The organism is Dactylosporangium cerinum (assembly GCF_042653625.1).
Taxonomy (GTDB): domain Bacteria; phylum Actinomycetota; class Actinomycetes; order Mycobacteriales; family Micromonosporaceae; genus Dactylosporangium; species Dactylosporangium cerinum.
Map to the genome: position 1 here is coordinate 1 of NZ_JBHSIU010000094.1, position 17,612 is coordinate 17,612.

General features: G+C 68.5%; 13 protein-coding genes and 1 pseudogene. 8 read left to right on the top strand and 6 right to left on the bottom strand.

Translation table 11 applies throughout. From position 1 onward, the window contains the following. Positions 1–36: 36 nt before the first annotated feature. Complete coding sequence (locus tag ACFPIJ_RS51360) at positions 37–1,620, bottom strand: MFS transporter (protein WP_380126820.1); 1,584 nt, start codon at positions 1,618–1,620, stop codon at positions 37–39. A gap of 238 nt (positions 1,621–1,858) precedes the next feature. On the opposite strand from ACFPIJ_RS51360, the gene ACFPIJ_RS51365 reads away from it, so the two are divergent. Together ACFPIJ_RS51365 and ACFPIJ_RS51370 are read left to right on the top strand one after the other, a co-directional pair. Then, complete coding sequence (locus ACFPIJ_RS51365) at positions 1,859–2,212, top strand: YciI family protein (RefSeq protein WP_380126832.1); 354 nt, start codon at positions 1,859–1,861, stop codon at positions 2,210–2,212. Then, the gene (locus tag ACFPIJ_RS51370; RefSeq protein WP_380126821.1) at positions 2,209–3,489 is read left to right on the top strand and encodes an RNA polymerase sigma factor; all 1,281 of its coding nucleotides are present in this window, start codon (positions 2,209–2,211) and stop codon (positions 3,487–3,489) included. The genes ACFPIJ_RS51365 and ACFPIJ_RS51370 overlap by 4 nt, the downstream gene beginning before the upstream one ends. A 37-nt stretch (positions 3,490–3,526) precedes the next feature. Here ACFPIJ_RS51370 and ACFPIJ_RS51375 read toward each other — a convergent pair. The 4 genes and pseudogenes from ACFPIJ_RS51375 to ACFPIJ_RS51390 form a co-directional block, all read right to left on the bottom strand. Beyond that, positions 3,527–3,868, bottom strand: a pseudogene (locus tag ACFPIJ_RS51375) (protein kinase domain-containing protein); the annotation flags it as partial. Beyond that, entirely contained in the window at positions 3,787–4,467 is a 681-nt protein-coding gene (locus tag ACFPIJ_RS51380; RefSeq protein ID WP_380126822.1) for a hypothetical protein, read from the bottom strand. The gene ACFPIJ_RS51380 and the pseudogene ACFPIJ_RS51375, both read right to left, overlap by 82 nt. Before the next feature lie 1,031 nt (positions 4,468–5,498). Next, positions 5,499–8,840 carry an NACHT domain-containing protein gene (locus tag ACFPIJ_RS51385; RefSeq protein ID WP_380126823.1) on the bottom strand — a complete coding sequence of 1,114 codons (3,342 nt, stop codon included), beginning with the start codon at positions 8,838–8,840 and terminating at the stop codon, positions 5,499–5,501. Positions 8,841–8,842: 2 nt separating this feature from the next. Beyond that, positions 8,843–9,253 (bottom strand): hypothetical protein, encoded by a 411-nt coding sequence (locus tag ACFPIJ_RS51390; protein ID WP_380126824.1) that lies wholly within the window; start codon positions 9,251–9,253, stop codon positions 8,843–8,845. 723 nt (positions 9,254–9,976) lie between these two features. Between ACFPIJ_RS51390 and ACFPIJ_RS51395 the strand changes: the two genes are divergently transcribed. From ACFPIJ_RS51395 to tal, 6 genes are all read left to right on the top strand, one after another. Then, a complete protein-coding gene (locus ACFPIJ_RS51395) occupies positions 9,977–10,732 on the top strand; it encodes a hypothetical protein (RefSeq protein WP_380126825.1) in 756 nt (251 codons plus the stop codon). A 218-nt stretch (positions 10,733–10,950) separates the two neighbouring features. Next, positions 10,951–11,379, top strand: coding sequence for a hypothetical protein (locus ACFPIJ_RS51400; protein WP_380126826.1), 429 nt, complete (start codon positions 10,951–10,953; stop codon positions 11,377–11,379). An 852-nt stretch (positions 11,380–12,231) separates the two neighbouring features. Beyond that, a complete protein-coding gene (locus tag ACFPIJ_RS51405) occupies positions 12,232–13,008 on the top strand; it encodes a hypothetical protein (RefSeq protein ID WP_380126827.1) in 777 nt (258 codons plus the stop codon). A gap of 28 nt (positions 13,009–13,036) precedes the next feature. Next, the gene (locus ACFPIJ_RS51410) at positions 13,037–13,270 is read left to right on the top strand and encodes a beta/alpha barrel domain-containing protein (RefSeq protein ID WP_380126828.1); all 234 of its coding nucleotides are present in this window, start codon (positions 13,037–13,039) and stop codon (positions 13,268–13,270) included. 240 nt (positions 13,271–13,510) lie between these two features. Next, positions 13,511–15,565 (top strand): transketolase, encoded by a 2,055-nt coding sequence (gene tkt, locus ACFPIJ_RS51415; protein WP_380126829.1) that lies wholly within the window; start codon positions 13,511–13,513, stop codon positions 15,563–15,565. A gap of 85 nt (positions 15,566–15,650) precedes the next feature. After that, entirely contained in the window at positions 15,651–16,724 is a 1,074-nt protein-coding gene (gene tal / locus ACFPIJ_RS51420) for a transaldolase (RefSeq protein WP_380126830.1), read from the top strand. Positions 16,725–16,805: 81 nt separating this feature from the next. Here tal and ACFPIJ_RS51425 read toward each other — a convergent pair whose 3' ends face one another. Continuing rightward, positions 16,806–17,348, bottom strand: a complete 543-nt coding sequence (locus tag ACFPIJ_RS51425) for a DUF421 domain-containing protein (RefSeq protein WP_380126831.1) — start codon at positions 17,346–17,348, stop codon at positions 16,806–16,808. Positions 17,349–17,612: the final 264 nt, after the last annotated feature.

Here is a 17,612-nt window from a genome sequence, read left to right on the forward strand (position 1 = left end):
GCTCATCGCGGGTGGCCGGGCGGACGCCGGACTGGATTAGTCCTGCGGCTCGGGCACCCGCACCTCCGGCTCCTGCGCCGGCGCCGATGCCCCGGTCTTCGCCGGCTCGCGCAGCCCGGCGAGGATCACGAACACCAGCACGGCGAAGACGACCACGCCGATCACCCCGGCGATGTTGAGGCCGGTGGTGAAGGCGTCCCGCGCGGTGCGCAGCAGCTGCGAGGCGGCCGGCTCGGCCAGCCGCCCGGCCGCGTCCACCGCACCCGCGAGGGTCTCCTGGGCCGCCCGCGCGTCACCGGCCGGGACGTCGGCGGGCACCCCGTCGACCATCCGTTGCCGGTAGACGGCGGCGGCGACGGTGCCGAGCACCGCCATGCCGATCGTCGAGCCCAGATAGTTGCTGGTCTCCGAGATCGACGCGGCCGAGCCGGCGCGCTCCGGCGGCACCGCGCCGATGACCAGCCCGGTGCCGAGCGCGAGCAGCGGCCCGACGCAGAAGTGCACGACGGCGAGGCCGATCACCACACCCACCAGGCCGCCGGAGCTGCTGGCCGGGATGATGAGCACGTAGCCCAGCGCCGCGACGGCCAGGCCGCCGGCGATCGTGTTGCGGACGCCGAGCCGCTTGCCGATCGCGGGCGCGGCGAGCGCGCCGGCCGCGATCGAGAGCCCGGTCGGCGCCAGCAGCAGGCCGGCGGCCGGCGCCGAGTAGTCGAGCACGGTCTGGATGTACTGGCTGACCAGCAGGAACGTGCCCGCCATCGCGGCTCCGGCGACGAGCAGCGCGGTCACCACGGCGGTGAACGAGCGCTGACCGAACAGTGACACGTCGACGAGCGGATCGCGCAGCCGCCGTTGCCGCTGCACGAACAGCACGCCGATGACCAGGCCGGCGACCAGCGTCACGAACCGCGGCACCGACCAGCCGTGGACCGCGAGTTCCTTGATGCCGTAGATGATCGGCAGGATGGCGGCCAGCGACAGCACCACGCTGATCAGGTCGAGCCGGCCGGCGTCGGGGTTGCGGTACTCCGGCAGCAGCATCGGGCCGACCACCAGCAGCAGCGCCATGACCGGCACGCCGAGCAGGAACACCGAGCCCCACCAGAAGCGGGCGAGCATGAGCCCCCCGACGACCGGCCCGAGGGCCGAGCCGACCATGAGGCAGCTGTACAGGATGCCGATGGCCGCGCTGCGCTGCTGGACGTCGTGGAACATGTTCGAGATGAGCGCCAGCGTCGAGGGCATCAGCGTCGCGCCGGCGATGCCGAGCAGCGCCCGCGTGGCGATGAGCATCTCCGGGCTGCTGGAGTAGGCGGCGAGCACCGACATGACGCCGAAGATCGCCCCGCCGATCAGCAGTAGCTTGCGCCGGCCGACCCGGTCGCCCAGCGTGCCCATCGTGATCAGGAAACCGGCGATCAAGAAGCCGTAGATGTCCGAGATCCACAGCTGCTGCACGGTCGTCGTGCCCAGATCCGCGCTCAGGTGCGGCAGGGCGAGGAACAGCGCTCCGATGTCCAGCGCGGTCAGCAGCGCCGGCAGGGCCAGCACCGCCAGGCCGATCCATTCCCGCCGTCCCGCCCGCTGGCCGGCGGCGTCCGTTGACGCGTTCTGCATGCGAAGTCCTTCCAGCTCACGGGCGCCGGTTGTGGCACCTCACAAATAGGTACGGAACCGGTCGGCCGTTCTCGACAACCGGGCGGGGCCCGATCGCCCGATCACCCGATGCGGTGATCCGCGGTAGGACGCGGCGAATATCTCCGGGGCGATGTCGAGAACGCCGCGGCGGCTCCGTACCTATCTGTGTACGGCGCCCGCGGGGGCGCCCGGAGCGAGGGAGCCGAGCGTGAAGTTCATGCTGCTCAACTACATGAACCCTGCCATCTGGGACGGATTGTCCGAGGAGGAGCGCAACGTGGTCTTGGCCGGCCACGACACGTTCCAGAAGACCGCGAACGAGTCCGGCGAGCTGGTCGCCGCGCTCGCGATGAACGACCCCAGCCACAGCGCGGTCGTACGGGTCCGGGACAGCAAGGCCACCACCGATGAGGGGCCGTACGTCGAGTCCAAGGAGTACCTCGCCGGGTACTACCTCGTGGACTGCGAGACCCGCGAGCGCGCGCTGGAGCTGGCCGCGCTGGTGCCCGACGCGGCGATCAACGTGGTCGAGGTGCGGCCCGTGATGTTCTCCTCCGGCCTCGAGATGTGAGCACCGGCGACGCGCTGGAGGGCCTGCTGCGCACCCTCGCGCCGCAGGTCCTCGGCGCGCTCGTGCGCGCGTACGGGCAGTTCGACATCAACGAGGACGCCGTGCAGGAGGCGCTGCTGGCCGCCGCCGTGCAGTGGCCCGAGCAGGGCGTCCCCGCCAACCCCAGGGCCTGGCTGATCACCGTGGCCTCCCGCCGGCTGACCGACCAGTGGCGCAGCGAGCAGGCCCGCATGCGCCGCGAGGAGGTCGCCGCCGCGCGGTTGCCGGCACATGAGCGTTTCGCGCCGGCGTCCGACGAGGACAGCCGTGGCCACGACAGCGACGACACGCTCACCCTGCTGTACATGTGCTGCCTGCCCGAGCTGCCGGTCGCCTCGCAGGTCGCGCTCACGCTGCGCGCCGTCGGCGGGCTCAGCACCGCGCAGATCGCCCGCGCGTTCCTCATGCCGGAGGCCAGCATGGCCCAGCGCATCAGCCGCGCCAAGCAGCGCATCCGCACCATGGGCATTAGGTTCCGCCCGCCGCCGCCGCATGAGCGCGCCGAGCGGCTCGAGGCCGTGCTGCAGGTGCTGTACCTCATCTTCAACGAGGGCTACACCGCCACCTCCGGCCCGGACCTGCACCGCGCGGAGCTGGCCGACGAGGCGATCCGGCTGACCCGGCTGCTGCACCGGCTGCTGCCCGACGACGGCGAGGTCACCGGCCTGCTCGCGCTGATGCTGCTGACCGAGGCCCGCCGGCCCGCGCGCACCGGGCTGGACGGCAGCCTCATCCCGCTGGCCGAACAGGACCGGCTGCGCTGGCACGCCGGGCACATCGAGGAGGGCGTCGAGCTGGTCACCCGCGCGATGTCACACGCACCGCTCGGCCCCTACCAGCTCCAGGCCGCGATCGCCGCGATCCACGACGAGTCGCCCAGCGCCGAGAGCACCGACTGGCCGCAGATCCTGGTGCTGTACCGGCTGCTGGCGCGGCTGGCACCGAGCCCGATGGTGACGCTCAACCACGCCATCGCCGAGGCCATGGTCCACGGCCCGCGGGCCGGCCTGGACCTGCTCGCCGGGCTGGCGAGCGACAACCGGATGGCCGGGCACCACCGGCTCGACGCGGTGCGGGCGCATCTACTGGAGCTGGCCGGCGACCATGCGGGCGCAGCGGCGGCCTACCAGCGCGCCGCGCACCGCACCAACAGCATCCCCGAGCGGCATTACCTCGAGGCGCGCGCGTCCCGGGCCGCCTGCGCTCGGCCCGCCGCAACACCAAACGGCGGACCATAGACGGAACGGTGTCGGGCAACGACGGCGGCGGTTCCAGCTCGTGCAAGCGACTGCACTGCGCCCCGTCGACACCCACGAACGGATGCCGGCCGGTCAGGACCTCGAACGCAAGGACGCCCAAGGCGTACAGGTCGGTCTTGACCGACGCGGGCTTCCCAGCCCAGATCTCCGGCGCCTTGTACTCCGCTGTCCCTTGCCCACGGAACGTGTGGGGGGCTGTCGACATCCGAAGATCTCGGGAGATACCGAAGTCCGCCAGCTTCCACACACCGTCAAGCACGAGTACGTTCGCCGGTTTCAGATCCCGGTGCAACACCACAGCCTGAGCCAGCTCGGCCAGCCCTTGCGCAACCTGCCGCACCACCTCAACACCGGCCACCTCCCCCAGATCACCATCACGGATCGCTGCAGCTGCCGGTCCAGGGCTCGGGTCAGGTGCGCCTGGGTGTACTGCTCGTGGGCGTCCGCCATCGCCTGCTCCCAGTCGCGCTGGCGGGTGGCGGCGGCTTCAACGGCGGCGTCCTCGGCCTGCTGGGTGAGTGCTGCGCGAATTTCAGCTTCGGCGAGGGCGTCGGCGAGGCGGTCGTCGAGGCGGTCGTTGAGGCGCCATCGGGTGCGATCGGCCCACCGGCCGGTCCGGCTGCCGAAGCGGTACCGGGGATCGTCCAATTCCAGGACGAGCCGCCCGGACGGCAGTCGCCAGCGTTCGGGCTGGAACCGTTGCCAGGCGTAGACAGGTCGCTGGGCGAGTTCGTCCTCGTCGGGCAGGACGTCGGCGGTGTCGTGCTCCTCGCGCAACTGCAGAACGAACGGGTGGCCGGTGATGGTGATGCAGACGCCAGGGCCGTCGTCGGGGAGGTCGACCTGATGACCGCGAGCGGTGGCCGCAGCGGCGAACGCCTGGATGAGGCACAGTGCCCGGGGTCGGGCCGAGGGGGAAACCGCGAGTTGGTCCGGTCGCTGTTGGAGGGCGCGCACGACGGGGTGCGGGTCGGTGAGGTCGGTCGGGACGGTGACGGCGATGGCAGTACGGGTGGCGCGATCCGGCCGGTTCCGGTCGGATCGCGGTCCGTGCCGGTATGGAGCTCGATGATCAGGTCGCCGTGGTCGCGGCCGCGGTGGTGGAGCCGGTGGCCGTCGCCGAGCAGTGTCGGGGTGTTCGCCGCGTGGATGGCGCGGCGCCAGGCGGCCCGGACCGCAGGCGGTGGATCGGGCACCCGGATCACCGTGCGCTCCCGCAACGTCCGGATGAGCTCGACCGCGGACGGCACTGCGTCGGTCGTGACGGCCGATGTCGACGGACCGGTATCGGCAGGTGCGGCCGAGCCCACTTGGCCGTGTGTCTCCCCCTGGCCGCGCACCGCAGCCGGGCCGTCCGCGCCGGTCGGTTCGCCGTCGGCGGCAGGTGCGGGCGATCCGGTGGGCGGATGGTCGGCGGTGCGGCGACGCGCTGTGACGGGGTGGGGCGGTGGTAGGTGTCGTGCTCGAGGTAGTAACGGCCGGCGTCGGTGATGCCGCAAGCCAGACGCCCTGGGCGCGCGGCGTCATAACCAGGTGACGGCGTCGCAGGGCGTAGACGGTGGCGGCCAGGGCGGGTTCGGCGGCGGTGACCGGATCCTGGCCGTCGGCGATGCGGCGCAGCACGTCCACCTGGTGCGGGTGCAGCTTCGGCCACCGGCTCATCTCCCAGGTCGACCGCATCGACGGCCGGGACCACGACCGGGACCACGAGCGGTATCGGCCGCACGCCCAGCCCCGGTGGCGGCTTCGGCATCACATGCTGCGGCGACCGCTGCCTCCGTTCGCGTGCGGCGGCGGATTTCCCTGGTGGTGTGCGATAACGGCCCTTACGTCAGCTTCGGGTCACGGCTGTTTCCGAGCGTTGTCCGCACCCATAGGTACAAACCAACCTGGACACCGCCTGAGCGCTGTCGGGCGCACACGGAGCTGGGATCCGTGGTGCCATCCGGTGGCAACAGCGGGCAAGGTCTGCCCGAATGCGTCAGCGGCTACGGCGTGTAGCGCTCTATCATCTGGGTGATCTGTTGGCCAGCGACAGTGACATCCACATACATCGTGGTCTTCTTTCCGCCGGCATTGAGTTCGGTGAGCAGGAGCGCGAGCCGGTCGATCGTCACCGCGCAGCCGCTCTCGTTGTCGGTGCAGTCCTGGCTGCCGTATTTCTCCTTGAGAGCTGCGCCTTCGGCAATCTGCAACGTCAACGGGGGTCCCGCAGTCCTGCGCACGTGGTACTCGATTTCTTGGCAGCGCTGTGGCTCAAGCTGCCGCTCGGCCCGGCATGCGGTAGTTGCTTGGTCGCCCTCAAGGAACTCGGCTGGGTACAGGACTGCGGTACGGCTAGCCGCGTCAACATCGGTCAGCACAGCGAAGAAGACACCGTTGGCGAGCGGAACGGCACGGGGGTCGGTCTCCGTCGGAGACTGGGCTGCTGTCGGCAACACGGGTGACGTCGGCGATGCGGCGACCGCTGCCGAGTTGGTTGCGGTCACGGTCGTTCCGGACCTATCCGTCGGGCTCGTGACCTGCCCCGCGTACGCACTCCAGACGATCACGCTGACGACCGTGAGCAGCGCCAGAGATCCAGCAATGATCATCACGCGCGAGGAGACTCGGGTCGGGGGTTGCGGAGAGCGCGCAAGATGGTCCTCCAGGGTGGCATGTCGAAAGGCATAGGTGGCACCCACCCGTCGCAGGATGCGCCGGTCCGCCGCGTCCTGCAGGAGCGCCTCGACGTCCCATGGCAGCCGTCCGGTGGCTGCCAGCCAGGCACGCGCAACGAAGAACCGCGCCCAACGTGACAGTCCGGCAATTCCGACGAGCGCGACCAGTGCGAAGCCGGTTCCGTACAGCAGTGTCGAGAAGAGTCCAGGACTGTGAGCGTGCCACTGGATGATGTTCTCGTCGACGAAGTGCTGCAGCATCAGTTGTCCGAGCATACTGCCGGCGAACGTCAGGACTACAGACAGCACCACCGTTGCCCGGAACGGACGGCCGCCGAACCGCAGTCGAGGATCGATCGCGGTCTCGGTCTCAACGTCGACTACGTCGTCGCGGGTCACCCGTGTGAAGTACCGGTACAGGACGGCCGTTCCGAGCAGGGCGGCGACCAGTCCGATTAGTCCAGAGACCGGGAGCAGGGTCCGCCAGCCCATAAGAGCGTCGACCGCCGGCAACGGCTTCTGCAGGAGGACGTGCGAAACGCCTGCCGCGATCAGGATCATCACGTACACGACGCCGGTCAGGACGGGCAGGAGCATCAGGAATACAACGGCGAACGCTCGTCGCACCGCCACCGGATCCGCGCCGCGGAACTTGCGATTGTCCGCATCGTCGGCCGCGGTCTCCTTGGCCGACGTCTGCCGCCGCTCCGCCAGCGCATAGCGGCCACCAACGCCGACAGTCGCGCCAGCGATGAGTCCTACCACGAAGTTCAGCAACGCGTAGTCGCGTCCAACAAGGTAGATGGTGCCAACGTAGACGATCAGCCCGATCGTCGTGCTCGACAGAACGGGGAAGACGGCAACTGGTGTTGCATGCTCCAGCATCCACCATCGGATGTTCGGCAGGTTCGTCTCTCGCAGGTGCCGGGCCAGGAAGCCGAGCCACCGTCGAGCCTCCAGCGCGCTGCGCCACACCCGCTTCGTCGTGCCAGCCTGAACCGTGCCGTCATAGTCGAAGAACGACTCCCGATCAGTATCGAACGATCGGGTGACGACTGTCTCGATCAGTTCCGACTCCACTGCCGCCGGCGAGACCGCCGCCGCGGCCAGCAGATCGCACGGCGAACCAGCCCGTTGATCGTTGTAGGAGGTCTCGGCCAGCGAAAGCAGCAGCGGGTTGGACAGCACCGACACCATCGTGCGGCGGACTCGATCCTGTTCGTCCATAGCCTCCAATCGGGCGAAGAACGGGTCCCAGGTCGGGTTCCCGCCGGCAGGATCGGTGTACGAAGTCGCGCGCAGGTACCGCCTCGCCTGCTCGTATTCGATCGGGTCGACACGGACAACACCGGGGCGCCGGTTCGGTGGCCGCTGAGCTGACGCCCTTCGAAACGCGTCATCACGGCTGGTCAACACCCACGGTGTGGCACGAGCCTCCAGGGTCCGCAGCGTCTGGGGTTGGAGCGCCTCCGCCATCTCATCGAGACCGTCAAGTATCGGCAGAATCAACCCGCGACTGAGGAGATTCTTAACGCTGAAATCCTTCCGGTCCGACTTGAGATCCCCGAAAGTGGTTTCGATCCGCTGCTCGATCCAGGTGAACAGCGACTTGCTCCTAGGATTCCACGAGGCGAGTGGGACGACGAAGGGCAACGGCGTCTCATACCCGGCGAGGATGTCGGCCAGAAACTGCATCGCGAGCTGGTAGACGATCGTGGTCTTGCCGGAGCCAGCTAGCCCGAGTATGACCAACTGGCGCCCGGCCACCTCATCGAGGGTGTGCCGCACGTCCGGTAGCGAGCCGACCAGCTTGTCATGCGGAGCCATGTCCGAGCGCCACGAGATTGTCAGCAACTCCGACCTCGTCCGGCCGAGCCGGGTCAGTTCGTCGCTGTACTGGGGCCGCAGACGGTCGGCGACCGCCACCAGCAGGTCGTTGACCTCATGGTCCGAACTGCTGACCGGACGCCGGATCCTCGCCGAGGCGGCTTCGTTTGGAATTTGGTCCACCAGTTGCGGGAAGCTCCCACAGAGATCGTCGATCCGCCGGCACAATACCGCCCCACCGAGAGCGTCAAGGTCGCCTCTCGCCTGGGGGAACGAGACGACGATGCCAACGACCCGCTCGCTGTGGTCGTCCAAAGAACGCAGCAGAGGGCCACCGGACATGCCGCCAGGCATCTCCGCCGACTTGGCGGCGAACGCGTTGACCTGGACCTGGATCGCGCGGGACCTTCCGGATGTCAAGTCAAGCGTCTCAACCTTGCCTCTGTGCACCGTGGGGCCGTTCCGCGTATTACGTGTCGGATAGCCAGCCACACGGACCGGGTCGTGCAGATGTACTTCCCGGCCCAGCACCAGCGCGATCTGACTGAGGTACTCCCGTAACCCGTCGTCGCCGTCGAGGACGAGCAGTGCCACGTCCAGCCGCTCGTCGTGGTTGAGGTACCGCAGCGGCACGTCAACGTGCGGTTCGCCGTCGCGTCGCGGCGGCAGGCGCAACCACGCTCCCGCCACTGCTCCGCCGATCTCGGTCACACAGTGCCAAGCGGTAAGCACGAGACCGTCGCCGACGACGAATGCGCTACGCAGTTTGCCTTGCGGCCACTCCCTCAGTTCTTCGGTCGAGAGCAGCCGCCCGACTGCGGGCTCCACCGCTGTTGTCGACATGATCAGCTCGTCGTGCGGCGGTGCAACGTGACCGTCACCTCTACCGCCGTCTCACCAGACGCCGTCATGAACGCCTCGACCATCTTGCCCGCCCCGAGAACAGTCTTTACGCCGAACTTCAGTTCGAGATCACCGACGTCAAACGGGCGATCGGCCGCGCCCGCACTTCCCAGCAACGGATCGCCATCGATCCCGTTCATCACTCCCGCCACCACGGTCGCAACCTCGCGACCAATGGCATGCGCCGTAACGCGCAAAGCATCCTCGCCGGCCCGCACCAGCCGCGAGCCTGCGGTACTGCGGTGCGTCCCGCGACGGCCGGACGCTGGAACATCCCCGCCCTCTTCGAGCCATTCCTCAACGCCGACTGGGGCGCCGTCTACCTCCAGCAACACGCCAAGTGTGAACTCCACGACCGCCATCACCGCCCGTCTACCGACCCCATCGCGTACCGGCGACGCTATCGAAGACTCGGTGCACGAACAGTCAGCCGAACATGCGCGTATGTCGATCTGTCCGACACCGGCGCACCGTCCGGTCGGGCGCCGGATCATCCGTCTAACTGCGGACGCCAGCCATCCGGACGCGACGCTCCGACTGTGGGCTACCCATGCTCGGACAACTGCACGCACGAGCGCCCGAACGGCCCGGTCGCGGTGGACGAATCGAACCGAATAAATGCACGGATTCCTGCGTTCGAGCAGATCGGGCAGGCGCCGGCAACACAGCCAGGCAGCTACACCATAAGGGGCCTCCCGGGTGGCGTTATGGTGCGCCGACCCCGGTCCTGCGGCTCGCCGGTCACGGCAGTGCCGCATGGACCTGCCCTCCGAAGAGGGACCGGAACCAGCCTCCGGCGCAGCCACGCGCTGCGGGCTTTCAGTCCGTCCGAACGCGGTGGTTGCCGCGGCCGTGGCGGGTCTGTCCCGTTTCTATGCCCTGCGGGCTTAATCGTCGGGTCTCATAATTGCGGGCTGTACCGCACCGAGGTTTACCTGCGTAAACACGCGATCCGACCGTCCATTGTAGATTTGGATTGCTCCTAGGTTGCTCGGCTGCTCAAGGGGCGGTTTGTCCGCACCTGTCCGGGCGTAGCCCCACTATTTCCGGCGCTGTCCCCCTGGCAGGGTTAGAGCATGACTCAAGCAAGCGGACCGGTTCCGCCGGGTGGCCGCATCCCGCCGGCTGAGCGCGCCCAGCGAAACGTCCACGCGCTCGTTGCGGGATTTGACAAGTTGGTCTGCAGCTTCGAGGCTGCGCCAGGTTGGCCCGGACCCAGCTTGTATTTCCACGATCGAGCGATCCAGGTCCGTCGCGAGCACACGTCGGCGATGTCGCTACTGCGGGACGACAGGTTCCTTGAGTACGTTTATGCCGTCCTGCCGGCGTGGGGCATGCATCGTATGGGCGACCAGGCAGCCAAGGTGTGCGACTTCGAGCCCTTTAGCACTGCCGTGCGTAACTGCAGCAGCGCGCTCGAAGAGCTATGGGACTTGCGCATCACGGCCTTGACCTCCGAGCAGGATGCCGAGGTCGCGTCGAAGTTGTGGGACATCATTGCCCGGCTGAAGGTGAGCAGATCGGAGACTCAAATCGTCGCTGGAAGTAAGGCCCTGCATCACGTCTTACCCGATCTCCTCCCACCGATCGACCGTCAATACACCTTTAGGTTCTTCACCGGGCAGAAGCAGGTCGCGGGCGATAGGCGTGCGTTCCTGGACTGGTACCCGCACCTGGCGGAGATAGGGCGACGAGCCCGGGATTCGATCATGACGACGCTTGAGCGGGGTGGTTTCATGGCGACCGGTGAGGCGAAGGTGATCGACAACGCGATCATCGCCTTTATGCGGCGTGGCGCCGTCCTGCCCGATAAACTTATCGACGGTAACTGATTACAGCAGTTGATGGGGAACGTGGCGTGGATGGAGGTCATGCGGGTCGGCGCGAGCGTCTCGATCCAGAAGTCGACGCTCCAACCCTGGTCTGACAACCCGGAGTTGACAGATTAGGGTTTAGTGGGCAAGGTTGGATCATGAGATCGAGTAATCGCCGCGAGGACGTAACGGGTGCGTCGCTGTCGGTCGTCGAGTTGGAGCGACAGGAGCCGGGCTTGCAGGTCGTCGCCCGATGGGAGGGCGAGAACATGGTTGACGCCCCGCCATCCGGCCCGCGGGAGGTGCTGATCCGGATCACCGATGACGCCGCACCCGACGCCCGGCGCCGCGGCGTCACCTCGGGCGTCATGCGCCGTGTCGAGCGCCACCTTGCCGACCTGACGGCCGAGTACAACGCAGTCCCGGCCGTCGGTGCGTATCAGGTCATGGTCCGCCAATACCTGCAGCAGCGGCTGGCCGAGTTGCCCGCCGATCCCCGGTCCGGCGGCAATGTCTACTACCAGGGTCTGCTCGACATTTACGAGGATATCGTCGGAAGAGGACATCCGGAGCCGGTGAACGCGTTGGCGGTCGCGATGGGTGTGCCGAAGGAGACCGTCAAGACCCGACTGCGGGTTGCGCGGCAGCGCCAGGCGAACGACTAACAGCCCCTCGCCGTTCATTCGTGAGGGTCGCATCCAGGTGGTTGTTGCGGCGGACGCCGTAATGGTGGGCCGGGTTAGCACGGAACGTCACGCACCGCGAGTCGCTCCACCGCGGCGCCAGACGATTTCAGCAGCGGTTTGGCGCCGAGGAGAGCCGGCCCCGTGCCATAGTTCGATGGCTAGCGGTTCGCAAGCCGTGAGCGCGGTGGTCAGGGTCGTTCAGGACAGCTTATGGCGGCGTGCTTGGTCAGCCAGCGGGCAGTTCTGCCTGAGGATCAGCCCAGCTGGTACTTTCGGTGAACCAGTCGCGCTTTGGGTGGATCAGGAGATCGCGAGGGCGGCGGTCAGGGCGGGCAGGTCGTAGGGGACGACGACCGCGAGTGGCTTGTCGGTCTCACGGCCGAGGTGAGTGATGATCAGGGCCGTGACGGGCAGTCAGCGATCAGTGCTTGGATACGCAGCTGACGGTCCGTGTGTAGGGAAGGGCCGGACGGTGACAGCCGTTCGGCATTTCTCGTTTCCCAACCAGGTCGACCTGACCGGTTAGGTCCTGTGTACCCGCGCCACGGTACCGGCTTTAGTCCCTGCACCAAGGACCGTCACCAGAACTCGCCTAGACCGGCCCGAGCCAGCAGCGGGGGGCCGGCTCGCGGCGAGCAGCAGGAACTGCGTGGTGCCGCGGAGCGCTGGCCCCGCCATTGAGATGATCTCAGCAAGAATCCAGCAGATCGCGGTTGACGGCCTTCGGTCCGTTCGTCGCGACCACGCCGCGCACGCCCGCCGCCCTCAGCCGCGCGAGATCTGAGACAAGCGTGAAGTCGTTAGGACCAAAGACTCCTAGGATCACTGGCCATGGTACGAACGACGCCCGCACGGCCGGTGGACCTTGCCGCGGCGTTCCCCGCGCTACGTGAGCACACGGCCGTCACGACCCGGCTCCACCCACGGCCCGGAGCGCCCACCGTCATCGACAGTTCTGTCGGCGGCCCGTTGCTGTGGCCGGCGGACGAACCGTGGCCGGCGTGCACCGACACCGACCATGAGGTGATCTCGCTGCACCGGCCGGACACGGTCCGCCAGTGGCGTGCGTTCCGGGCAGCGACGGCCGGCCTGCCCTACGATCCGACGGGCGCCGAGCGGGCTGGGTTGCCGCCGTGGGACTTCTCGGAGCCACCCGAGCTCGCCCGGCCGCCGATTCCCCTGGTGCCGGTCGTGCAGCTGTACCGGCGGGAAATGCCGGACCTCGTCGGTCCGGCGGACGCGGACCTGCTGCAGGTGCTGTGGTGCCCGCACCTCCACCCCGACCTCGAGTACTGCCCACGCGTGGAACTGCGGTGGCGGCGCAGCGCCGAGGTCACTGCCGTGCTGACCGATCCTCCGGAGTCGGCGGTGCTGTTCGAGAACCACCTGCCCACACCCTGCATCGTGCATCCGGAACAGGTGACCGAGTACCGGGACCGGCAGCTGCTGCCCGCGGACCTGCAGGCGCGGATCGTCGCCTGGCAGGAGCAGACCGGCAATTCGTACCAGCAGCTGTCGGCCGCGAAAGGGTGGCGGGTCGGTGGGTTCGTCTGCTGGGCGCTATCCGGCCTTACCCGATGGCGTGCGCGGCGTGCGGTGCCGCGATGACATTGCTGCTCACCGCAGCGACCGGCGAGTGGGATCTGCAGAATCCCAGCTGATCGAGCATCCGAAGGTCCTGCGGGTGCTCGCCCTGTCCGACGGCTACTCCCAGCACGATGCCGACGCCCGGCTCACTCGCAACCACGGCCTGATCGCCAGCTTCTCTCGAGCGCTGACCGCGAACCTGCGGCACCAGCAAACCGACGACGAGTTCAACCAGGCGCTCGACACCTCCATCGCCGCCATCTACCGCTCCTCGACCGCATGAGGGACCGCAACAGAACAATCACTCGGTCCGGGTATTGGGCCTAATGGTGAGGCTGTGGATACGGTGAGTCGCAAGGGCAATTCCAGGCGCTTTCCGAGGGCTTCTGCGACGTGCCGCAGATCTCCGGTGCGAATCAGCGGATCGCGTCGCACCGGGCCCGGTTCCGAGTCCATCCCTGCCGCGGTCGGCACGTCGGCGTACCGACCCTGGGCAGGATGCAGGGAGGCCACATTGACGACCATGACGACCGATCTGGACACGCTGTCCGTGAACACGATCCGTGGCCTGTGCATGGACGCGGTCCAGCGGGCCGAGTCCGGGCATCCGGGCACTCCGATGGGGATCGCGCCGGTCGCGTACACCCTCTGGCAGCGGTTCCTCCGGTTCGACCCGGCTGATCCCATCTGGCCCAACCGGGACAGGTTCGTGCTGTCCGAGGGCCACGCCTCGGCCCTGCTCTGGTCGCTGCTACACCTGACCGGAGTACGGGCGGTCGACCCAGACTACGAGGTCCTCGGCCGTCCCTCGGTCACCCTCGACGATCTGAAGACGTACCGCCAACTCGACTCGCGCTGTCCGGGTCACCCCGAGTACCGGTGGACCAGCGGCGTCGAGACCACCACCGGGCCGCTTGGCCAGGGCGTGGCGACCTCCGTCGGGATGGCCGTCGCCGGTCAGTGGCTGGCCGCCCGGTACAACCGGGGCAGCTTCCCCCTGTTCGACTTCAACGTGTACGCGATCGCCGGAGACGGCGACATGATGGAGGGCATCTCCGCAGAGGCGGCCTCGCTCGCCGGCCACCTGCGCTTGGGCAACCTGTGCTGGATCTACGACTCGAACCGCACGACCATCGAGGGCCACACGGACATCACGTTCACCGAGGACGTGGCCGAGCGGTTCCTGGCGTACGGCTGGAACGTCACGACCGTCGCCGACGCCAACGACCTCGACGCCGCGGAGCGGGCACTGCACAGCTTCCACGCCGAACACGAGCGGCCCACGCTGGTCCTGGTACACAGCCACATCGGATACGGCTCCCCGGTGGAGGACTCCCCGAAAGCGCACGGCGAGCCACTCGGCCCGGACGCCGTCCGGGAGACCAAACGATTCCTCGGCCTGCCCGAGGACACCGACTTCTACATCCCCGACCAGGTGTACGAACGGTTCGCCCAGGGCATCGGCGCGCGTGGCGGCACGGCCCGCACCGCGTGGCAGTCGAGGTTCGATGCGTACCGCGTGCAGTATCCGGAGCTCGCCGACGAGATCGAGCGGATGCAACGACGCGAACTGCCGGACGGCTGGCAGGATGCGCTGCCCACGTTCCCGGCCGATGCGAAGGGCATCGCCAGCCGTGACGCATCCGGTCAGGTGCTCAACGCGCTCGCGCAGGCGGTGCCATGGCTGCTGGGTGGTTCGGCCGACCTCGCCCCGTCCACCAAGACCCGCCAGACGTTCCCCGGCGCCGGCGACTTCCAAGCCGACGACCGGTCCGGACGCAACCTCCACCTCGGTGTCCGCGAGCACGCCGCGGCGGCGATCGCCAACGGCATGGCGCTCACCAAGCTCCGCCCGTACTGGTCGACCTTCCTGATCTTCTCCGACTATGCCCGCGCCGCGATCCGGCTCTCCGCGTTGATGGAGATCCCGACACTGCACATCTTCAGCCACGACTCGATCGGGGTCGGTGCGGACGGACCCACTCATCAGCCGGTTGAGCAGCTCGCCTCGCTGCGGGCCATGCCGGGGCTGCTGGTGTTCCGACCGGCCGACGCGAACGAGGTGGTCGAGACCTGGCGCGTGGTCGCCGGTCTGCGGCACGAGCCCGCGGCGCTCGTGCTGTCCCGCCAGCCGCTGCCCACCTTCGACCGCAACCGGCTGGCCCCCGCGTCCGGGGTCGCGATGGGCGGGTACGTGCTGACCGACCCGCCGTCCGGCAACCCGGACGTGATCCTGTTGGCCACCGGCTCGGAGGTAGCGCTGGCACTCGCGGCACGCGACGAACTCACCGCCGACGGCGTCGCCGTCCGGGTGGTGAGCATGCCGTGCTGGGAACTGTTCGACCGGCAATCACACCAGTACCGCGACCAGGTGCTGCCCCCCGCGGTACGCGCCCGGGTCGCGATTGAACAGGCGTCCACGCTCGGCTGGGAACGGTACGTGGGCGACACCGGCGCGGTTGTCGGCATGCACACCTTCGGTGCGTCCGCGCCACTCAAACAGCTCTTGAGGAAGTTCGGGTTCACTCCCGAACGGGTGTCGCAGGCCGCCCGCGAACAGGTGGCCGCAAACATATGAGCGCTGCGGCGGCCGTGGCCGGCACCGTCAGCGCGCTACTGACGCCGCCGGCCGCGGCACCGCCGGACCTCGGCAAGGAGGAGGCGTGAAGGCAACCCAGATCCTGCACGAGCACGGGCAGAGCCTCTGGCTCGACAACATCACCCGGGGCCTGCTCGACTCCGGCCAGATCCAGCATTACATCGACAGGTACGCGGTCACCGGCCTCACCTCGAATCCGTCGATCTTCGACAAGGCCATCGAGTCGGGCTACTACGACGACGCGATCCGGGACAAGTCCGGGACCGGCTGCTCCGACGAGGAACTGTTCTTCGAACTGGCGATCGAGGACCTCCGGCGGGCGGCGGACGAGTTCCTGCCGGTGCACGAACGCACCGACGGCGTGGACGGCTGGGTATCGCTGGAGGTGTCACCGCTGCTCGCGCACGACACCGCGGCAACCATCGAGGCCGCCAAGGCGCTGTACGCTCGGGCCGCACGACCCAACCTGCTGATCAAGATCCCCGGCACCGCTGAGGGCCTGCCGGCGATCACCGAGTGCATCGCGTCCGGCGTACCCGTGAACGTCACCCTGCTGTTCTCCGCCGAGCAGTACGAAGCCGCCGCGGACGCGTACCTGGCCGGCGTCGAACGCCGCGTCGAGGGTGAACTCGATCCTGCCGTGGCGTCGGTCGCCTCGGTTTTCATGTCCCGCTGGGACGCCGCGGTCGCCGAGCGCGTGCCGGAGGAGTTGAAGGAGCAGCTCGGACTCGCCGTCGGGCTCGCAACCTACCGGGCGTACCGGCAGCTCGTGGACTCCGAGCGGGTCCAGCGTGTGCAGAACTCCGGCGCGCGGGTGCAACGGCTGCTGTGGGCCAGCACCAGGACCAGGGATCCGGCCGCCTCCGACACGCTCTACGTGCACGGGCTCGCGGCGCCGTTCACGATCAACACGATGCCGGACGCGACGCTGCAGGCGTTCTACGACCACGGCGAGGTGGGCGAGCCGATGCCCGCCGACGGCGGTGACTGCGACGCCATGCTGGCCCGGTTCCGCGAGGCCGGCGTCGACATGACCAAACTGGCCGCGAAGCTGCAGGCCGACGGCGCGAAGTCGTTCGTCGCGGCCTGGAACGATCTGCTGGGAAGGATCGCCGCACAGCGCACGACGCTGACCTGACCCGAGTCGGCTGGAGGTGTAGGGTTCGATGCCGACCGTCCCGTTGCGTGAGCGCTCCGCCGGTACCGCGGCCTGAAGCGCTCATGAGGTCGATTCGCGGTCGTCCTGATCGGGCCCGACGACGAGGTCACGCAGGAGGTCGGCGTCGGTGGCGGCGCCGCGCCGCACGACCGACACCTGGCCTCGTTGCTCGAACACCACGAACCGGACGGAGGCGAGCTCGTCGACGCCGTGCTGGCGCAGCAGGCCGTACAGATCTCGGTGGGTCAGGCCGGTGCGGCGAAGCTCATCGTCGAGCACCTTGCCGTCGGCGACCAGCAGTCGCGGCGGGTGGTCGATCAGCTTGGCGAACAGCGGCCGGAAGCGCAGCCGGGCGATGAGCCGGTGGGCGAGCAGGACCGTGATCAGCGTCGCCGCGCCGGCCAGGTAACCGGCGTCATGCGCGTTGGGTACCCGCCCGACGACGGCTCCGGCGGCGACGGCCGCAACGAAGTCGAACGCCGACATCTCGGCCAGTGTCCGGCGTTCACCGACGCGGAAGCAGACCACGGCAGTGGCATACAGCAGCAGGGTCTTGGCCACGACCCACCACACGTCGTGCGGGGACCCGAACACTTTCGACACGGTCCTCGCTACCCAGACCGAAGGACGGCAAACGCCGCGCGGCTGCCGGGCGACCGCCCATCGTCCGGCAGGCCGAGGCATCACCTCGCTGACGGTCGGGAACGGCGTGGCGGGCAGGCAGCCGGCGCCGCAGCGTTCACAGAGCTCACCGCCGCCATCTGAAGACTAGCAGCGCTCACGCAAACGCGCCCTCCAGTCGGCGAACGCAACTGTGAGTATCGGTGTGCGGCTTGAGAGTCTGGAGCCGTGCTCCCGCCGCCGCGG